Annotated in this window: 16 protein-coding genes and 1 pseudogene; 10 read left to right on the top strand and 7 right to left on the bottom strand. The window is 61.8% G+C overall.

Going from position 1 to position 16301, the window contains the following annotated elements:
• The 5 genes and pseudogenes from ACK59X_RS25535 to ACK59X_RS25515 all read left to right on the top strand — a co-directional run.
• On the top strand, window positions 1–786 hold a 786-nt coding region (locus ACK59X_RS25535), incomplete at its 5' end, for a hypothetical protein (RefSeq protein WP_409961247.1).
• Between the two features lie 46 nt (window positions 787–832).
• Window positions 833–1822, top strand: a pseudogene (locus ACK59X_RS25530) (ATP-binding protein); the annotation flags it as partial.
• Between the two features lie 14 nt (window positions 1823–1836).
• On the top strand, window positions 1837–1974 hold the full coding sequence (locus ACK59X_RS25525) for a hypothetical protein (protein ID WP_409961245.1): 138 nt from the start codon (window positions 1837–1839) through the stop codon (window positions 1972–1974).
• Window positions 1971–2405 carry a type II toxin-antitoxin system VapC family toxin gene (locus ACK59X_RS25520; protein WP_409961249.1) on the top strand — a complete coding sequence of 145 codons (435 nt, stop codon included), beginning with the start codon at window positions 1971–1973 and terminating at the stop codon, window positions 2403–2405. The genes ACK59X_RS25525 and ACK59X_RS25520 overlap by 4 nt, the downstream gene beginning before the upstream one ends.
• 48 nt (window positions 2406–2453) lie before the next feature.
• Window positions 2454–2906: a nucleotide pyrophosphohydrolase gene (locus tag ACK59X_RS25515; RefSeq protein WP_409961243.1), complete on the top strand. Its 453-nt coding sequence runs from the start codon at window positions 2454–2456 to the stop codon at window positions 2904–2906.
• On the opposite strand, the gene ACK59X_RS25510 is transcribed toward ACK59X_RS25515, so the two are convergent.
• From ACK59X_RS25510 to ACK59X_RS25495, 4 genes are all read right to left on the bottom strand, one after another.
• Window positions 2889–3698, bottom strand: coding sequence for a hypothetical protein (locus ACK59X_RS25510; RefSeq protein ID WP_409961242.1), 810 nt, complete (start codon window positions 3696–3698; stop codon window positions 2889–2891). The genes ACK59X_RS25515 and ACK59X_RS25510 overlap by 18 nt on opposite strands.
• A 224-nt stretch (window positions 3699–3922) precedes the next feature.
• Complete coding sequence (locus ACK59X_RS25505; RefSeq protein ID WP_409961240.1) at window positions 3923–4831, bottom strand: restriction endonuclease; 909 nt, start codon at window positions 4829–4831, stop codon at window positions 3923–3925.
• 351 nt (window positions 4832–5182) lie between these two features.
• Window positions 5183–7255, bottom strand: a complete 2073-nt coding sequence (locus ACK59X_RS25500) for a site-specific DNA-methyltransferase (protein ID WP_409961238.1) — start codon at window positions 7253–7255, stop codon at window positions 5183–5185.
• A gap of 9 nt (window positions 7256–7264) precedes the next feature.
• Window positions 7265–9994 (bottom strand): hypothetical protein, encoded by a 2730-nt coding sequence (locus ACK59X_RS25495; protein WP_409961236.1) that lies wholly within the window; start codon window positions 9992–9994, stop codon window positions 7265–7267.
• 181 nt (window positions 9995–10175) lie between these two features.
• On the opposite strand from ACK59X_RS25495, the gene ACK59X_RS25490 reads away from it, so the two are divergent.
• Complete coding sequence (locus ACK59X_RS25490; RefSeq protein ID WP_409961234.1) at window positions 10176–11408, top strand: suppressor of fused domain protein; 1233 nt, start codon at window positions 10176–10178, stop codon at window positions 11406–11408.
• Window positions 11409–11487: 79 nt separating this feature from the next.
• On the opposite strand, the gene ACK59X_RS25485 is transcribed toward ACK59X_RS25490, so the two are convergent.
• Window positions 11488–11985 (bottom strand): hypothetical protein, encoded by a 498-nt coding sequence (locus ACK59X_RS25485; protein ID WP_409961233.1) that lies wholly within the window; start codon window positions 11983–11985, stop codon window positions 11488–11490.
• Window positions 11986–12215: 230 nt separating this feature from the next.
• Here ACK59X_RS25485 and ACK59X_RS25480 point away from each other — a divergent pair, with 230 nt between their 5' ends.
• Window positions 12216–12809, top strand: coding sequence for a DUF2846 domain-containing protein (locus ACK59X_RS25480; RefSeq protein WP_409961231.1), 594 nt, complete (start codon window positions 12216–12218; stop codon window positions 12807–12809).
• Window positions 12810–12886: 77 nt separating this feature from the next.
• On the opposite strand, the gene ACK59X_RS25475 is transcribed toward ACK59X_RS25480, so the two are convergent.
• Window positions 12887–13282 (bottom strand): cupin domain-containing protein, encoded by a 396-nt coding sequence (locus ACK59X_RS25475; protein ID WP_409961229.1) that lies wholly within the window; start codon window positions 13280–13282, stop codon window positions 12887–12889.
• Window positions 13283–13453: 171 nt separating this feature from the next.
• Between ACK59X_RS25475 and ACK59X_RS25470 the strand changes: the two genes are divergently transcribed.
• The 3 genes from ACK59X_RS25470 to ACK59X_RS25460 all read left to right on the top strand — a co-directional run bounded on the left by ACK59X_RS25470 (window position 13454) and on the right by ACK59X_RS25460 (window position 15942).
• Entirely contained in the window at window positions 13454–14287 is an 834-nt protein-coding gene (locus ACK59X_RS25470; protein ID WP_409961227.1) for an AraC family transcriptional regulator, read from the top strand.
• Window positions 14288–14511: 224 nt separating this feature from the next.
• Window positions 14512–15315, top strand: a complete 804-nt coding sequence (locus ACK59X_RS25465; RefSeq protein ID WP_409961225.1) for a DUF2846 domain-containing protein — start codon at window positions 14512–14514, stop codon at window positions 15313–15315.
• Between the two features lie 189 nt (window positions 15316–15504).
• Entirely contained in the window at window positions 15505–15942 is a 438-nt protein-coding gene (locus ACK59X_RS25460) for an OsmC family protein (RefSeq protein ID WP_322590846.1), read from the top strand.
• A 31-nt stretch (window positions 15943–15973) separates the two neighbouring features.
• On the opposite strand, the gene ACK59X_RS25455 is transcribed toward ACK59X_RS25460, so the two are convergent.
• On the bottom strand, window positions 15974–16301 hold a 328-nt coding region (locus tag ACK59X_RS25455; protein ID WP_409961223.1), incomplete at its 5' end, for an AMP-binding enzyme.

Raw genomic sequence — 16301 nt, 5'->3', positions numbered from 1 at the left:
CGTCGTGATGCCGATGAGGATCTGAGCGTGGAGCGACGCGACGTCGTCAGGGCATTCGCGGCAATGGCGCTCGCCGGGCCGGGCAGTGGCGCGCACGCGGTGCGCGCAGCGAGGCACGAATCCGCCGTGATGTTGACTGCCAGGCCGACCGTGGTCTTCCAGAGGATCTGCGCCGCCGCGTTCGATGCCGACAGCCTGGCGTCGATGAGGAAGCGCCCCGGCATGTACCTGTGCCGATATCCGCGGACCGGCGACGATGGCGACGCCTGGCGCCAGCGCCCCGTCGACGCCACCGACTATGCCGCGCACATCGTCCACTGGCGCGTAGCGCGCGCCTTCGACGCGGGCGCGTGGCACGTCCGGGTCGACGTGAGTCCCGAAGGGTTGGACGTGGTGGATGCGGGTGTCGAAGCCGGCGATCCGAACAGGCCCCTCGTCGGCACACTCGTGGCAGGCGATTCGTGGTCGGAGCGATTCGAAGCGCTCTACCTGGCTGCGTACTCCAGCAGCATCCGATTGACCGTGGACGATGCGGGGATCCACCGGACCCGCGTACGCCCGGATGCATCGGTGTTCGGGACGGTACGGCTGGACCCCGAAGCCCGCGCCGAACGGATCCGGGGGGTGCGCGTCCTGTCCCCCCTGGCGGGCATGCCCGTCGAGATCCGGGAGGACACGGTCCCGTCCGGACCGCAGCACGTCGCAACCCTGCGCTTCGACCGTCCGATCCCCCTGACCGGCGCCGATCCGACCGGCTACCCCATCATCGCAAGTCGAGTCGCCTGAGTCCAAAGAGCGATCGCACGAGAACATTCCACGAGGCTCCTCCAGCATGGCAGCAGTGCAACCGATCCTTCCCGAGACGCCCGCGACCGGCGCGGCCGACGCGGCCCCCGCGAACGACTACGGCGCCTCGTCGATCCAGATCCTCGAAGGCCTGGAGGCCGTGCGCAAACGCCCGGGCATGTACATCGGTGACACGTCTGACGGCACGGGCCTGCACCACCTGGTGTTCGAGGTGGTGGACAACTCCATCGACGAGGCCCTGGCCGGCCACTGCGACGACATCGTCGTCACCATCCACACCGACAACTCCATCAGCGTGACCGACAACGGCCGCGGCATCCCCACCGGGGTGAAGATGGACGACAAGCACGAACCCAAGCGCAGCGCCGCCGAAATCGCGCTGACCGAGCTGCACGCCGGCGGCAAGTTCAACCAGAACAGCTACAAGGTATCGGGCGGCCTGCACGGCGTGGGCGTGAGCTGCGTCAACGCCCTCTCCAAATGGCTGCGCCTGACCGTGCGCCGCGAAGGCAAGGTGCACCAGATCGAATTTGCGCGCGGCTTTGTGCAAGACCGTTTGCTCGACACCGTGGACGGCTTCGAAGTGAGCCCCATGAAGGTGACCGGCGAGACCGAAAAGCGCGGCACCGAGGTGCACTTTCTGCCCGACACCGAGATCTTCAAGGAAAACTACGACTTCCACTACGAGATCCTGGCCAAGCGCCTGCGCGAACTCTCCTTTTTGAACAACGGCGTGCGCATTCGCCTGAAGGACGAGCGCAGCGGCAAGGAAGACGACTTCTCCGGCGCCGGCGGCGTGCGCGGTTTCGTCGAGTTCATCAACAAAGGCAAGACGGTGCTGCACCCCACGTCGTTCTACGCCGCAGGCGAGCGCCCGGCCGAGACCTACGGCGGCATCCCCGGCACGCACATCGGCGTGGAAGTGGCCATGCAGTGGAACAGCGCCTACACCGAGCAGGTGCTGTGCTTCACCAACAACATCCCGCAGCGCGATGGCGGCACCCACCTCACCGGCCAGCCCATGTGCTCATGACCTATGAGCTGTACCAGCGCTTGACGGGCAGCCCGCAAAAAATTGCCGACCTGCTGGCCATGCCAGGCGCAGCCGATGCAGAGCTGGAGCTTGCGCGCTCGCGGGACCTGGCACGCGCTGCGGATTTGTCCTGATGTTTGTGCTGGACACCAACGTGGTCTCTGAACTGCGAAAAGTGCGCCTGGGCCGGGCAGACCCCAACGTGGCCAGGTGGGCAGACAGCGTGGACGCCACGACCTTGTTCGTATCCGCCATCACGGTCCAAGAACTGGAAGTGGGCGTGCTGCAGGCAGAGCGCCGGGACCCGCCCCAGGGTGCCACACTCCGAACCTGGCTTGAACAGCATGTCTTGCCGGCTTTCGCCGGCCGGATCCTGCCGGTTGACGCCGCCGTAGCGCAGCGCTGTGCGTCGCTGCACGTACCGGACCCACGCCCTGCCATGGACAGCCTGATCGCGGCAACCGCGCTGGTCCACGGCATGACTGTCGTGACGAGAAATACCGTCGACTTTCAATCTTTCGGCGTACCTATCCTGAACCCTTGGCTCGCTACCGCTTCTCTCTAAAGAGAAAGCAAAGGCCTGCGACCAGCCGCAATAGCCAGACCGCGCGACATGATTCAAGACCCGAAATCACTCCAGCAACTGGCCCTGCGCCTGCAGGAGTTTGCGCAGCAGCGCGACTGGGGCCAGTTCCACTCGCCCAAGAATTTGGCCTCGGCCCTGATCGTGGAGGCCGGCGAGCTGCTGGAACACTTTCAGTGGCTGACCGAGGAGCAGAGCCGTAACCTGCCGGCGGACAAGAAGCAGGCTGTGGCCTATGAGATGGCGGATGTGCTGCTGTATCTGGTGCAGATGGCCACGGCGCTGGGTGTGGATCTGATCGAGGCCACGAATGCCAAGGTGGAGATCAACGAGCAGAAATATCCCGTGGATCAAGCGCGGGGGAGCAGTCGCAAGTACGGCGAGCTGTTGTCAGCGGCTCGTATACATGCTTGCAGTGGGAACGATTCGGTGACAAGTGGGGCTAAAGCTGCTGGTGAGCACGACTTAAGCGGTTCGCTCTAACCATTTTTTTGCACCCTGCCAGACGGCTTGGCGCCAAGGTGAATCTTGCAGTGGGGGCGGGTTGACCAAATCGGTTGGATACCAAGTGCCTCGCACAAACCCCATCAGTTCTGGCAACAGCGTCTCGCGATTTTGTAGCCTCACTAGTTCGCGGAGAGGCAACTGCTTGCCAATCACCAACACTCCTGCAGAGTCAGCTACCGATACGGCGGCCGCCATATTTTCAACGCATGGCGGATGGTACATATACCATTCATCGGACAGAAGCCAGTACCGGGAAAACTGCTCTCCGTCCAATCCGTTCTCTATTTCTTCATAGACCAGAAATACCGGACCATTTGCACCCGGTCCTACAGGCTGGTCATGAGTCGTGACGACGGTTAGAACGCGGTCAACATCCGGCGCCTGGGCCATGCGGTCCGCGAACCACGGGCCGTAAAGCGCAGGCTGCTTGTAGTGATTTACGATGTGGTGGGGCGGCGTATCAGCTTTGCCATCAAGCCAGGCACGACGCACATTCAAAAACTCGGCAGCCCAATCCAGCAGGGCTGGTGACAACTTAAATTTCAACTGCTCAGGCTTGGAAAAGTCGGCCATCGACAATTCGGGCCTTGCCTGCGCTACTGAGGTGGGAACCAGTCGAATGATTTGTTGACGCCCCACCCCATGGGCTTCAAAAGCCCGGATCAGACTGCGAGCAGAGCGCAAAGCAGGATCATGTCGACTCTGCCACCAGCTCCATCCCTTGCTGAGCATGCCGAAAATGCTAGACGCGTCGCCAACAAAAGACATATTCGAACTCCTAGCTTTTAGAAAGCGGATATTGCCTATATGGCGGATGTGCTGCTGTACCTAGTGCAGATGGCCACGGCGCTGGATGTAGATCTGATCGAGACGGCGAATGTCAAGGTGGAGACCAATGGGGAAGTATCCGGAGGAGGAGGCGCGGGAGAGCAACCGCAAATACCTGTAGTTCCGCCAATGGAGATCGCCAGCTTGCTTCTGACAGCCTCTAGTTACCCCGCTGGAGCTATGAAACGGATGGATCGCAATGGCAGACGACGCCTGGCTTGGTCAGTCAGTTTTCCGTAGTGCTCGTCCCACAGGTCAAATAGCTTTTCCAGACCGATCAGCGTAACGCGGCGCTTCTCCTGTGTACGCGCTTCCGTCTCGGCGTCCTTGGTGAAGCCGCCCGTGCAAACGAAAAGACCAACATCGTCGTCGCCCAGCAACGCCATGAAGGATCGCAAGCCGTCAACGCTCACCGCTTGTTGTTGGCGCTTCACTTGCACCTTGATTCGCGGTGGCCGCGTACCCAGCGCATCAGGCCACGCCAGAATGTCTATTCCGCCATCTTTTCCGGGCGGGGAGACCCAAGTCACGTGGTAGGACATCGCACGCAGCAGATCGGCCACAAGGTCCTGAAAGTCATAGGGATTCATCGCGCGGAGGTAGGCTGAGATCTCTGCCCATGCTTGTTCTTCAGCCTCCTCGTAGGTCACGCTCACCGACTTGGCTGTTGTGTCCGGCTCGTCGGCGCCCGGGCTCGTTCCCGTTGCCGCGACAGGTTCAGCGTCAGGCTGCGCAGCCCGCCACTCGGCGTAAAGCTTGCAGGCTTGGCGATAAAACGCTTCGGGGTCGGGAAGCTCAAGATGGGCCTTCCGACCTTCCTCTGTGATGGTCCAAATGCCTTTGTCTTTGACCAGCCAGCCAGCTTTAACGCAATCCACTGTTGCGAAGCGCACGATTTTCTCGAACCGCCTGCCACCCGACTCATAGGAGTCAGCCTCGTAAGGTGTCAAGGTGACTCGACTAGCCAATTCCTGCAATGCGGCGCTAGCTTGCAAGCCATCCGGCTCCGCCATCAGAATACCAAATAACTCCCGAAGCAATTCGCCGGTGCGGCGACGTGTGATCTCTGCCATGTTCTGATTGCTCCCTTTGCGCTTTCAGGTCAGTGCGACTGCATTCTTAGCTTGTCTCCCTCACCCGGCCAAGCTCAAAGTCGGTTAGAAGACTTCACCAAGGCTTGAGCCGATGGGATTGCGTAGCCGTCAGGCGCTTACGCAGGTCGGCGCACAGACGGCGCAGAGCTGCGATGCGTGTAAATATGCGGAATTGTTCGACGAGCCGGGGAGGGAAGGGAAAGCACATTTTAGATATCTTGGGGATTACAACTTGCACATTACATTAGTCGATGTCAACGCTAGCAAGAATCTCCGGCTTCACACCTATGATAGTGCTTTACATCAATACCATCATCCGGGATGCGACAGCTACGCGTTCAGAGAGACAAGCCGCTCCTCGCCAAGCATGTCAATGACTTTCACTGCAACAATTGATCCAGCCGGCGGAGCTGCCAATTCATATCGGCCGGCCACAAGGTCTTGCTTACGCTCAGGCACGTCGGCAAGGATCACATTGAAAACGGCGCCATCGTATTGAGCGTCAATAAGAATACAGTCCACCACTGCGCGCCAGTCCGGTATCTGTGCCCGAAAAATACCCTCTTGCAAATCCAGCCGCGCGATGATGCTTGGCGAAACCACATCGGCAATCGTTACTATCAGTTTGTGACCTTCACGTTGAGCCTTGGCCTGCACCGACATCGGCTCATGCTTGATAAAGCCCCCGGCCTTGCGGTCAGTGCGTAGCTCAATCAAGTGGATTTTGTTGATAGGCCGATTGTTGTTGTATCGTTCCACCCATTCGCGCGCCTTGTGCTCTTGGCCCAGGCTCACCACCAAGAGGTCGCGCTCTTCTTCGGGACGGTTCTTGAGTTCCGTGCGCAAAGCCTCCAAGTCCAGGGGCGTGAGCGGATGGTTCAAGGGGATGATTTTGGCCAGCATCTTGCCGCGCGTTCCGTCGAAGAATGGGTCGGTTCGGGTGCGCATGATGCCCAGGTGCTCACATGCCAACTCAACGGCCTCGTTGTGTTGGATGTGAAGGTCATAGTCGTTCACTCGCCAAGTGGAAAACGCCAACTGGCAAGGCGGCGGTGAATCTTCGCGGGCCACCAGTTCACCCTGCTTCGTATCAGCAAGCACAGCGATCTGCTCGGCAACAATACCCTGCAAGCGTTTGGCAGTGGTCTGGATTGCGCCCTTGTTGATGTCACACCCAATCCAGCGGCGGCCCAGTTTCTGTGCCACTGCGGCAGTAGTGCCGGAACCGATAAAGCAATCAAGCACGATGTCACCGGGTTTTGTCGATGATTTCACGATCCGCTCCAAAAGGGCTTCGGGCTTCTGCGTTGGATATTCTTCTGATTCGTTCGCATTGCTGGATAAGGCACTGAATTCAGTCCAAATCGACTGGAGTTCGACACCCTCTAAATCGTCTTGATACTGAATCAAATTTGGCCGCCCAGCACCATCTTTTGCCCAGCGAATTCGTCCAATGTTTTCCAATGCATCCATCGCTTTTTGAGGCGAAGTCGTCGCCTCAGCAGGAATAAGTTTCTTTGAAAACTCCGGAATTGCCCAATGTCTGCCACGCCCGATTAAGCCGGGGCTTAGGCCCTTCCAAGGCTCGCCTGAGGGGCCCACGCGAGTACCGGGAGCGGTTATAGGCGTTTCCCGGAATAGCTTACCGTTCTCATCTGGCTTAAAATTGGAGTTCAAATACTCTTGGCTGTACGGTGTGTACTGCTGATTCCAAGTGAAATTACTGCCTTTAGAAGCAAATAAAATCGTGTCGTGAATATGGTTATAGGCACCACTTCCCGAGCGAGCAGTAGTCCGCTTCCAAACAATTTCATTGCGTAAGTTGTCTGTTCCGAATATCTCCTCCAACAAGCAACGCAAGTGATGAGCTTTGTTCCAGTCACAGTGCAGATACAGGCCACCGTCCTCACTCAGTAGCTCCTTGAGCATCAACAGCCGCTCATACATAAACTGCAAATAGTTGTCATTGCTCCAGATGTCGGTGTACTGCACCTGCTCGCCCAGCGCATAGTCTTCGCCGTCAATCTTGAGCGTGCCCTTGGGGCCACGCAATTGCACTTTGCGCACGTAGTCCGCCCCACTGTCAAACGGGGGGTCGATATAGATCAGCTTGACCTGTCCTCGAAATCCGTTTGCCAAAAGGTGCGCCAACACCTCCTTGTTGTCCCCGTGATAGAGCAGGCCGCCCTGCGCCAAGCCCTTGGGCCAATTGGACCAATCAGCGGAACTCGGTGGCAACGGGTGTGCGGCATCTTCCGCACTGAAACGCTCAATATGCTGGGCAGGGAATGCAGTAACACGGCCCAGCGGCTTCTTGCCTACCCAACTCAACATCGGCCGCCCCTTGGCGCGGCCTACCATTACATCTGTCGGCTTCTTCTTGGTTTTGGTTTGTTCGGTCATAACGGTCTATCAGGTAGCCGCAGGCGCGGCGATTACTTTGGCTGTGATGAAGTTCAGCACGGTCTTTTTGCCAGCGTCATGCAGGGCGGTGTCGGCAAACATAACGTGGTAGCTGAGACGATCAGGGTTAAGTTGCTCCCAGCGTTTCAAGGCCACAGCCTTGCGGCCTTCCAACGTTTGCGGAGCCTGACCCAACGCATGGCGTGCCATGTCCGCATCAATGTCCGGGCTAAGCTTGTCGTTCTTCACCTCGACCACGAGGTGCTTGCCATCTGCACGACGTAGCACAAAGTCAGGTGTGTAGGTGTGCCAGCGTCCATCGTCGCCCAGGTACTCAGCCCGCAGGTCGGTCTTTCCGGCATCGGCGAGGCCGCCCGTGAACCAAAGGCCTTCAATCTGGTGGGGGTGCGATTGCAGCAAGCCCAGCGTCCAGTCGAGAAACTCGGCTTCGGGATTGGAGTCGAAGTTGTAGCCCTCATAGTGAAAGCTGCTGCGCAGGGCATGCGCGGCATCTGCGGTCTCGTTGGCCGTCTTGTAGAGGTGCTGATTCTTCTTGTCAAAGCTGATGCGGGCGGTATAGACCGGCTTACCGTTGACTTCGGCAACATCGAAGCCATCGGCCTTGACCAGTGCTACGGCCACCTCAATTTCATCCCATGCCTCTTCGTACTGGTTGCGCTGCTCCTCAATCTGCTGACCCAAGGCTTCCATGTGGTGGTCCGGCACTTCCTGGGCTTCGTAGACCTGGCGAAGTGCGGCAAGCAGTTCGGTAGTTGGCAAGTGGTGGCACGCGGCAAGGCGGGCGGCAGCGGTGTAGCAATCCAGCAAGGGAGTGAACGACTCCAGCAGTACATCTGCGGCATCAAGCCGTTGCATGCGGGTGTCGCCGCTCGCGGTGAGCACCGGACTCCATGTCTGAACCACCGGCCCAACGGGAGCAGAAACATCTGGCAAGGTGAATACCAATGGTGCGACGTCAGCGGGGACTGCCTTGCGCTGGATGCGGAGCACGCGCTTCATTATCAGCAAAGCAGGCAATTGTGGCTTGTGCAGGTAAATGGTCTTTTCAACCCGCTCGGCTTGCTGGGTGTGCAGCGACGTGAGGCTGGTGCCGTAGGTTTCGGTCAGTTGGTCTTCCAGCGTCTTTTTGTTGCTGGCCGTCAGGTACACGCGGGCAGGCTTGGTATTGCCGGGCACTTGGCGTAGGCACCGGGTGGCGGCCTGCAGCACAAAGTTGTTGCTGGTTGCCAGCTTGCGCACCAATGCGCAGGCAAACAGGCTGGGGCAGTTCCACCCCTCGGTGCCCATGTTGACCAGCAGCATGACGCGATGCGGTGCCGCAGGGTCGCGTGCCACGGCTTCAAAGCTGCGCCGGGTCGCTTCGCTAGATTTGTTATCCACCGCTAGCAGAGTGTCCGGGCCAATGCCATGGGCCAGCAACGCGGATTCGATGCTGGGGCGCAACTCGTCGCGGGTTTCAAGGTTGGGGAAGTACAAAGCTAGGCGTGCGGGTGCCCCGTTCTCAAGGGCGACGGGCCAATAGTCCTTCACGAAGTCATCGACTACGCTTTGCACCATGCGATCGGCTTCACCGTCCCCCAACTCAAGCACCTTGATGCCGTTCGCCAACTCTTTCAGCACGCCATCACGGATACCCTCACCCAGCCCGTACCAGACCACCACGTCGCGCAAAGGCTGCCGCTCAAAGTACGGCGTTCCGGTCGCGTTGATGGTGACAATGAGGTTGGTTTCCTGCGCCAAGTAGTCGATGGTGCGACGCACCTTCTTGATGCCGTCGTCCTTGAACACCAGCTCCCCGGTTTCCTTGTTCTTCTCCCACTTGCCCAGCAGCTTCTGGCCATAGGTGTGGTGAGCCTCGTCGGAGAACACGGCCAGATGGGGCAATGAGGCAATCGCCTGCAGGCGCAGGTTGGCCATGGCAGTCGCCTCTTCGTCCTTGGTGCCCGCGAACAGCCGACTCTGCGCGGCATTGCGCACGATCGGCTTCTGGATGCGGATTTTCTCGGTGTTGGTTACGATGAGGTTGAAGCGGCTGCCCAAGGTGATGGGTATTTGCTTGTCACCGTCGCGCGTAAAGGTCAGCTTGAGGCTGGCCGCGAACGGCTTATGTAGGCGGGCGGGCAACAGACGTTCAAATGGGATGTCCGCCAGTTCCCGCAGGGCACTGAGGATGGTCTTGCCAGGGGCAAAAACCAATGCGTTCTGCACAAACGGGCCGTCAGGGTATTCCAGCGCCATGGCGAACTCGGTCGCAACGATGGAGCCCATAAGGATGGTCTTGCCCGCGCCCATGGCGAGTGCCAAGATGTAGCTAGGGTACTCCAGCGAAAAAGTCTCGCGCAGGCTCTCCAGTCCATGCTTACGGACAAACGCATTGTCGGTTTGAACCAGCTCCAGGACGGCTTCCAAGCTATCGTCGGCAATCATGTCCACGATTTCGCGCGAAGTCAGACCCATGGCCTCGCGCCGGTCCTTGGGCTTCGGGAACAGTATGGCGTACAGCTCAGGAATGCGCGGTGTGTGCAGTACCAAGCGCAAGTACCAATAGGTCTCTAAAGCTCGAAATTGCGCCCGACGCAAATATCTTAGCTGGTCGGTAGTTGGGTCTTCCAGCGCGAAATCCAGAATTTCAGCGATTGCAGGAAAGTTTGAGCACTCGTATCTGGCCTTGCGCCATTCGTCCACACGTACAGACAAAGCTTGAAACAGGTGGTTCATTGGTATGTGATGAGCTTCTGCGTTAAAGGAAGTATCGCACCTGCCTAGCCGTCATTCGCCTGCTCCGCCCCATCCTTTTGGGATGAAAGCGACCTATTCGAGGGTTTCTATGCGAGAGCCAACTATCGCTCTCAGCGCTGCTGCTCGCTGACATCGCAACCAATCGGATTCAGAGGCTGAGGTGATAGGGCACATCTCCGCCCGCCTGGCCCAGCTCTACCCCGGCCAGGAACCCAAGCACTTTGGCACGCTGATCTCGCACATGCTGGGCGGGCCGGACCCGCTGGACGGCATCAGCGCGTGGCGGCGCATGGACCCGGTGCCGTACTGGCACTTTGTGACCTATGGGCTGAGCGAGCTGTATGCCAAGGAGTCCGATGACCCGGAGGTGAGCGGCTATGGGTTCGAACTGACCTTTCGGCTGGCGATGGAGCCGGGCGAGATAGCCGACGCCTATGCGGAGCCGCCGGCCTGGGCGCTGAACTTTTTGCAGAATCTGGCACGCTATGTGTTCCAGAGCGGAAACATCTTCCGTGACGGGCATTGGATGACGGCCAATGGGCCGATTGCGCTGGAGCGGGCCACGCAGATCTGCTCCATGGCCTTTGCGACCGACCCGGAGCTGGCCGAGCCGCTGGCCACGCCCAATGGCTCCGTGGAGTTCTTGCAGGTGGTGGGCCTCACGATAGAAGAGGAGCGCGCGGCCAAGCAGTGGCGCACGCGCAATCTGCTGGAGGTGCTGCTGCCGCACATGCCGCTGTGGGTGACGGACCTGGGCCGCGCTTCGCTGCTGGCCCACCCGGCGGTAAAGCAGCAGGTGGACGAGGGCTTGCGGCGCGATGGGTCGGCCAGCGGCTTCCTCTTTACCGATGTGCTGGGCCTCAAGCAGGTTAAGGCAACACTGAACAAATCCTTCGCGCGCCGCGCACCCCGCTTTGGGCGTTCTGCGGCGTTGCAAATGCTCGCCATAGCGCGGCTATGGCTGCGCTTTGCGCCTAGCAGCCCATCCCAAACCAGGGCACGCGCCTTCACGAAGATTTATTCAGTGTTGCCTTGGCGGCTGCTGCGCAAGCCGATCACCCAGGTCACCGTGGGTGCCCGCCAGGTGGATGAGCTGGTGACCCTGCTGCCGCTGCGCCTGCCGTTTGGCCGCACGCTGCGGGTGGCGGGGCATGAGTGGCAGTTGCTGCTGGAGCCTGTAGGCGCTGATGGCATCAACGCGGTGGAGTGGCAGGGCGAGGGCGAGAACGCCGTGGTGCTGCGCCTGACCGATGCCACGGTGCAGCAGCTAGCGCAGACGCTGCAGCCGCGCCAGGGCAGCTATGTGCTGCCGCTGTTGCCGCAGGTGGAGTGGGTGGTGGAGAAGACGACGATCAAGGATTCGACCGGCAAGGTCGTTGAGGTGATCGGCTAGCCAGCCGGCCTCAATCATCCACGCGCCGTGGCCGATGGCTGCGCTTGCAGGCAGCCAATCGACCACGGGCGCCCCCCGCTTATTCCTGTTTCGTTTGCTTCCAGATGCGGTCGGCCCGCTCCCAGGCCGCCTTGGCGGCGGGCTCGGCGTCCTTCCAGTTCAGGCGGCTGTTCGCACGGTCGGTGTCCCAACGTGTCTGCAGATCGCCGCGCACGTCGTTCCAGTCACCGCGCCCGTCGATCACGCTCTGGTAGCCGTGACGGTAGGCGGGGGCATAGTCGTCGTAGGTGTACGCGTCGGAGTAGTAGGGCTCGCGGCCATGGGCGTCGCGCCAGTAGGCGTCTTCGGCCGTGGGGTTGACGGCTTCTGCCGCGCCCTTGCCGGCCAGGCCGCCGACGACGGCGCCGACCACGGCACCCACTGCGGCGCCCACAGGCCCGCCGATGGAGCCGGCCGCAGCGCCGGTGACCGCACCGCCTGCAGCGCCAACGCCGGTGCCGATGGGGTGGGCACCGGGTGCGCCGGTGATGGGGTCGGGGTTCAAGTCGCGTGCAGTGTCGATGTTGTCTCGGGCCATGGTGTGCTCCTGTTGGGTGGTGGTCTGGACGCGGATGTCCATTTCCGTGTCCCCATGATCCGAGGCGCACCAGCGCCTTGGCGTAGGCCAGGAACCCATTGGGGCGAAGGCGGGGCTCTGTAAGCAAGGGCAACTCGGTGCTAGAGTGCCCCAGCGATGCCCGGGCCAATACGGCATTGCCTGCGCGGGGAGCGCAGCCCTGAAAACAAAACCCGTATGGACTTGAACCGATGACCCAATACTTTCGCGCATTTGCCCTGTTCGTTGCCACCCTGGCGCTGGTGGGCTGCGCCACCCACCCCCCAGGCTCTCCGCAGGACGATGCCAAGGCCAAGCAGTTCACGCCCGCGCCGCAGAAGGCGTCGATCTACATCTACCGCAATGAGAACCTGGGCGGCCTGGCGCCGCTGACGGTCAAGGTCAACAACCAGAGCATTGGGCAGACCGGTGCGATGACGTACTTTCACCTGACCGTGGAGCCAGGTGTGTACAACATCGAATCGGAGTCCGAAAACACCTCGGTCATCAGCGTCACGGCCGAGCCGGCCAAGAACTATTTTGTGTGGCAGGAGATGAAGATGGGCATCTGGGCGCCACGCACCCAGCTCAGCCAAACGGACGATGCGGCTGGCCGCAAGGGGGTGATGCAGTCCCGGCTGCTCGCGACCATCGTGCCTGTGCAACCCATGGCCGCACCAGGCGCTGCGCCGGCAGCCAACACCACGGCCGACAAGCTGCGGCAGCTGCAGAAGATGTACGAAGAAAAGCTCATCTCTGCCGACGAGTACGAGGCCAAGCGCAAGCAGATCCTGAGCGGGTTTTGAGAGCGCTTGCGGCAGCCGGCCCATTACCCACCCATCCATGATGCAAGGGCCCGCAGCGAAGCGGGCCTTTTGCTTTTTTAGAGCACCCTGCGCGGCGCAGCCGTGGCCGCATCGCCGCTGTTGGGCGTGCCGGTGGATTCGATCAGCAGAATGTGCGCCTCTTCTCCACCCCTGGTTCGCGGCCGGTGCTCCACACCCTTGGGCACCACGTAGAGTTGGCCGGGGTGCAGGGTGACCATGGCGCCGTGGGGCAGGTCGATCTCCACCACGCCGTGCAGCACGTAAAAGAAGTCGTCGGTGTCGGGGTGGCTGTGCCACTGGTACTCGCCCTGGATCTTGGCGACCATGATGTCGTGGCCGTTGAACTCGGCCACGGTGCGCGGGGCCCAGTGGTCGGTGAACTGGGAGAGCTTGAGGGCCAGGTCGATGGCGGGGACGGGGGTGGGGGCGTGGGTGCAGGTGGTGTCAGGCATGGGGGTGGCGTTGGTTGTTGGCATTACCGCGTTGATGGGCGGGTTGGTGCCTGCAGTGTCGCCACCGGGCGCGGGGTGGTCTTGTACATTTGTCGCATGCATGCCGGGGACCCCAGTTCCTCCTCCTCTTCTTAATCTCCCTCATCGCCGCGCCCGCGCGACTGGGCCGAGATGCGGCCGCTGGCCTCGGGCGGGGTCACGCTGCTCAACGCGCATTTCACGCAGCACCGGTTCGAGCGGCACAGCCACGAGACGTATTCGATTGGCGTCACGCGTTCGGGTGTGCAGACCTTTGCGTGCCGGGGGGCGCGCCACGCCAGCCTGGCGGGCGATGTGATTCTGTTCAACCCCGATGAGCCGCACGACGGCAGCCGGGGCACGGAGGCGGGGTTTGGCTATTCCATGCTGTATGTGGATGCCACGCTGGTGCATGCGTGGATGGGTGACCGCGATGCGGCCGGTGGTGGCGCGCCCGACCGCAGCAGCATGGCCACCCGCTACTTCAAGGCGCCGCTGGTGCACGACCCAGAGGGTGCGCTGCTTCTGCAGCAAGCCGTGGCGGCGGTGGCCGAGCGGCAGGAATCGCTGCACGGCGAGGAGCGCACAGCCGCGGCCATGGTGGCGCTGCTGGGCCGGCATGGCGAGCTGCGCCGGCCCTGGGCAGCCACCGGCCTGGATGCAGGCCGCCAGCGCATGGCCCTGGTGCGCGAGTACCTGGATGCCCACTTTGCCGACGATGTGACGGTGCAGGCCCTGGCCACGCAGGCCGGCCTGTCGCGCGCGCACCTGACGCGGGCCTTTACCGCCACCTATGGCATGGCGCCGCACGCCTACCTGAACATGGTGCGCATTCGCCAGGCCCAGGCGGCCCTGCGGCAGGGCGGGGCGCTGGCCGATGTGGCGGCGGCCTGCGGCTTTGCCGACCAGAGCCACCTGACGCGGCGCTTCAAAGGGCAGGTGGGCATGGCGCCGGCGCGCTGGCTGGCGCAAACCAGCCAGCCCTGACAAACCGGGCCTTCGTCAATCGCCAAGAAGGGGGTGGTGTTGCACGCGCCGCACAGCCCATAGGCACACGCACCTAAGTTGCTGCACCGCCTGTAAGCAGTTGCAACCCGATGCTAGAGTGCGCGGGCGGGTATGCCCGCCTGCGTGGGGAGCGCAGTAACCACCCAACAAAGAGTCCAACATCCATCATGCGTTTTCTGACGAGATATTTCCGTGCGCTTGCCTTGTTCATTGCTGCGCTGGCCCTGGTGGGCTGTGCGCAGGTGCCCAGGGCCTCCATGACAGAAGAGGCCAAGGCCAAGCAGTTCGTGCCCCAGGCCGAAACGGCTTCGCTCTACATCTTTCGCGATGAAGTGATTGGCTCGGCGATCACCATGCCGGTGAACCTCAACAACCAGAACATCGGCCACACCGGGCCCAAGAGCTTCTTCTACCTGAACGTGGCACCGGGCCGGTACACCATCGAGTCGGTCGCCGAGACCACCACCTCCTTCAGCATCGATGTGGAGGCGGCCAAGAATTACTTTGTGTGGCAAGAGATGAAGATGGGTCTGATGTCTGCACGCAGCCAACTCAGCCTGACGGATGAGGCCAGGGGACGCCAAGGGGTGCAGGGCTCCAAGATGATCGCGGTGAAGCCGGGCACGGCCTTTGCCCCTGCGGGCGGCGTGCCCACGGCCGTTGCACCTGCGCCAGTGCCGGTGGCAATGCCCGTACCGGCACCTGCTTCAGCCCCGCGGCCAGCGCCGGCCCAGGCAGGCGCCACGGTGACGATGCCATTCGTGCCCGACACCAAGCCGATGGGCCGTGCCGCGCCGCCAGCACCAGCCGCTGCCCCCGCAACCGCCACCGTAGCCGTGGTGAGCCCGGCCCAGCCCGCACCTGCAGCAACGGCACAAGCCGCCGCGCCCACGCCCGCCAGCAAGAAGGAATCGCGCCTGCAGTGGCTCAAGCAAATGCGCGATGCCAACCTGATCACCGCAGGCGAGTACGAGACCAAGCGCCAGCAGGTGCTGAGCGCGCCCTGATTCTGTTCACAGCAGCGGTTTGTTCGTTCAACCACTCCAGGGGCCCGCAAGGGCCTTTGGCTTTTTGGGGAAGCCGCGTTGGTTGACCGCCATGTAGGACATTGCGCACCCGCATTGCCCGTGGCATCCGACCCCGGCGCGGGCGGGGGCGTGGTCCGATAGTCCTTTTGCACTTACAGGAGCCCAACCATGTCCGAAAAGAAAGCCAGTGTCCATTGGGAAGGTGCCGGCAAGACCGGCCAGGGCCAGGTGAGCACCGAAACCGGCGCGCTCGACAAGCACCCCTATGGCTTTGGCAGCCGCTTTGGCGATGACCGCAAGGGCACCAACCCCGAGGAGATCGTGGGGGCGGCGCATGCCTCGTGCTTCACCATGGCGTTTGCCTTTGCGGCGGAAAAGGCGGGCATCGCCACCGAGGTGATCGACACCACGGCGGCAGTGCGGCTGACCAAGGAGGGCGATGGCTTCGTCATCGACCGCATCGCCCTCACGCTCAAGGCCAAGGCGCCGGGCCTGGACGAGGCGGCCTTCCAGAAGCTGGCGGCCGATGCCAAGGCCAACTGCCCGTTGTCGAAGGCGCTGGCCGCGGTGCCGGAGATCACGCTGACCGCCACGCTGGTGCAGTGACCGACCGGCGCGGCGGCCGGGCGCGGCGGCTTTACGCCAGCTCGCGCAGCTCCCGCCGCAAAATCTTACCCACGCTGGATTTGGGCAGTACATCGACCAACACGATCTGCCGGGGCACCTTGTAGGGGGTGAGCTCCCGGCGGCAGTGCTCGGCAATGTCATTTGCGCTCACGCGCACTTCGGCCATGCGCACCACGTACAGGCGCAGGGCCTCGCCGGTCTTGTCGTCCGGCACGCCGATGCAGGCGCATTCGAGCACGCCGGGGCAGGCGGTGGCCACGGCCTCGACTTCGTTGGGAAAGACGTTGAAGCCCGAGACGAGGACCATGTCCTTCTTGCGGTCCACGATCTTGAGAAAG

The sequence above is a fragment of the Acidovorax sp. genome, from assembly GCF_046339755.1.
Classification (GTDB): Bacteria; Pseudomonadota; Gammaproteobacteria; order Burkholderiales; family Burkholderiaceae_C; genus Acidovorax.
The sequence above is the reverse complement of the archived record's forward strand: the minus strand, read 5'-3'. Positions and strand labels throughout refer to the sequence as shown.

What these genes read in the sequence shown, in the direction of transcription:
- ACK59X_RS25525 (WP_409961245.1), top strand. Translation starts at nt 1,837, where the DNA reads ATGACCTATGAGCTGTACCAGCGCTTGACGGGCAGCCCGCAAAAAATT.
- ACK59X_RS25515 (WP_409961243.1), top strand. Translation starts at nt 2,454, where the DNA reads ATGATTCAAGACCCGAAATCACTCCAGCAACTGGCCCTGCGCCTGCAG.
- ACK59X_RS25510 (WP_409961242.1), bottom strand. Translation starts at nt 3,698, where the DNA reads ATGTCTTTTGTTGGCGACGCGTCTAGCATTTTCGGCATGCTCAGCAAG.
- ACK59X_RS25505 (WP_409961240.1), bottom strand. Translation starts at nt 4,831, where the DNA reads ATGGCAGAGATCACACGTCGCCGCACCGGCGAATTGCTTCGGGAGTTA.
- ACK59X_RS25500 (WP_409961238.1), bottom strand. Translation starts at nt 7,255, where the DNA reads ATGACCGAACAAACCAAAACCAAGAAGAAGCCGACAGATGTAATGGTA.
- ACK59X_RS25495 (WP_409961236.1), bottom strand. Translation starts at nt 9,994, where the DNA reads ATGAACCACCTGTTTCAAGCTTTGTCTGTACGTGTGGACGAATGGCGC.
- ACK59X_RS25485 (WP_409961233.1), bottom strand. Translation starts at nt 11,985, where the DNA reads ATGGCCCGAGACAACATCGACACTGCACGCGACTTGAACCCCGACCCC.
- ACK59X_RS25480 (WP_409961231.1), top strand. Translation starts at nt 12,216, where the DNA reads ATGACCCAATACTTTCGCGCATTTGCCCTGTTCGTTGCCACCCTGGCG.
- ACK59X_RS25475 (WP_409961229.1), bottom strand. Translation starts at nt 13,282, where the DNA reads ATGCCTGACACCACCTGCACCCACGCCCCCACCCCCGTCCCCGCCATC.
- ACK59X_RS25470 (WP_409961227.1), top strand. Translation starts at nt 13,454, where the DNA reads ATGCGGCCGCTGGCCTCGGGCGGGGTCACGCTGCTCAACGCGCATTTC.
- ACK59X_RS25460 (WP_322590846.1), top strand. Translation starts at nt 15,505, where the DNA reads ATGTCCGAAAAGAAAGCCAGTGTCCATTGGGAAGGTGCCGGCAAGACC.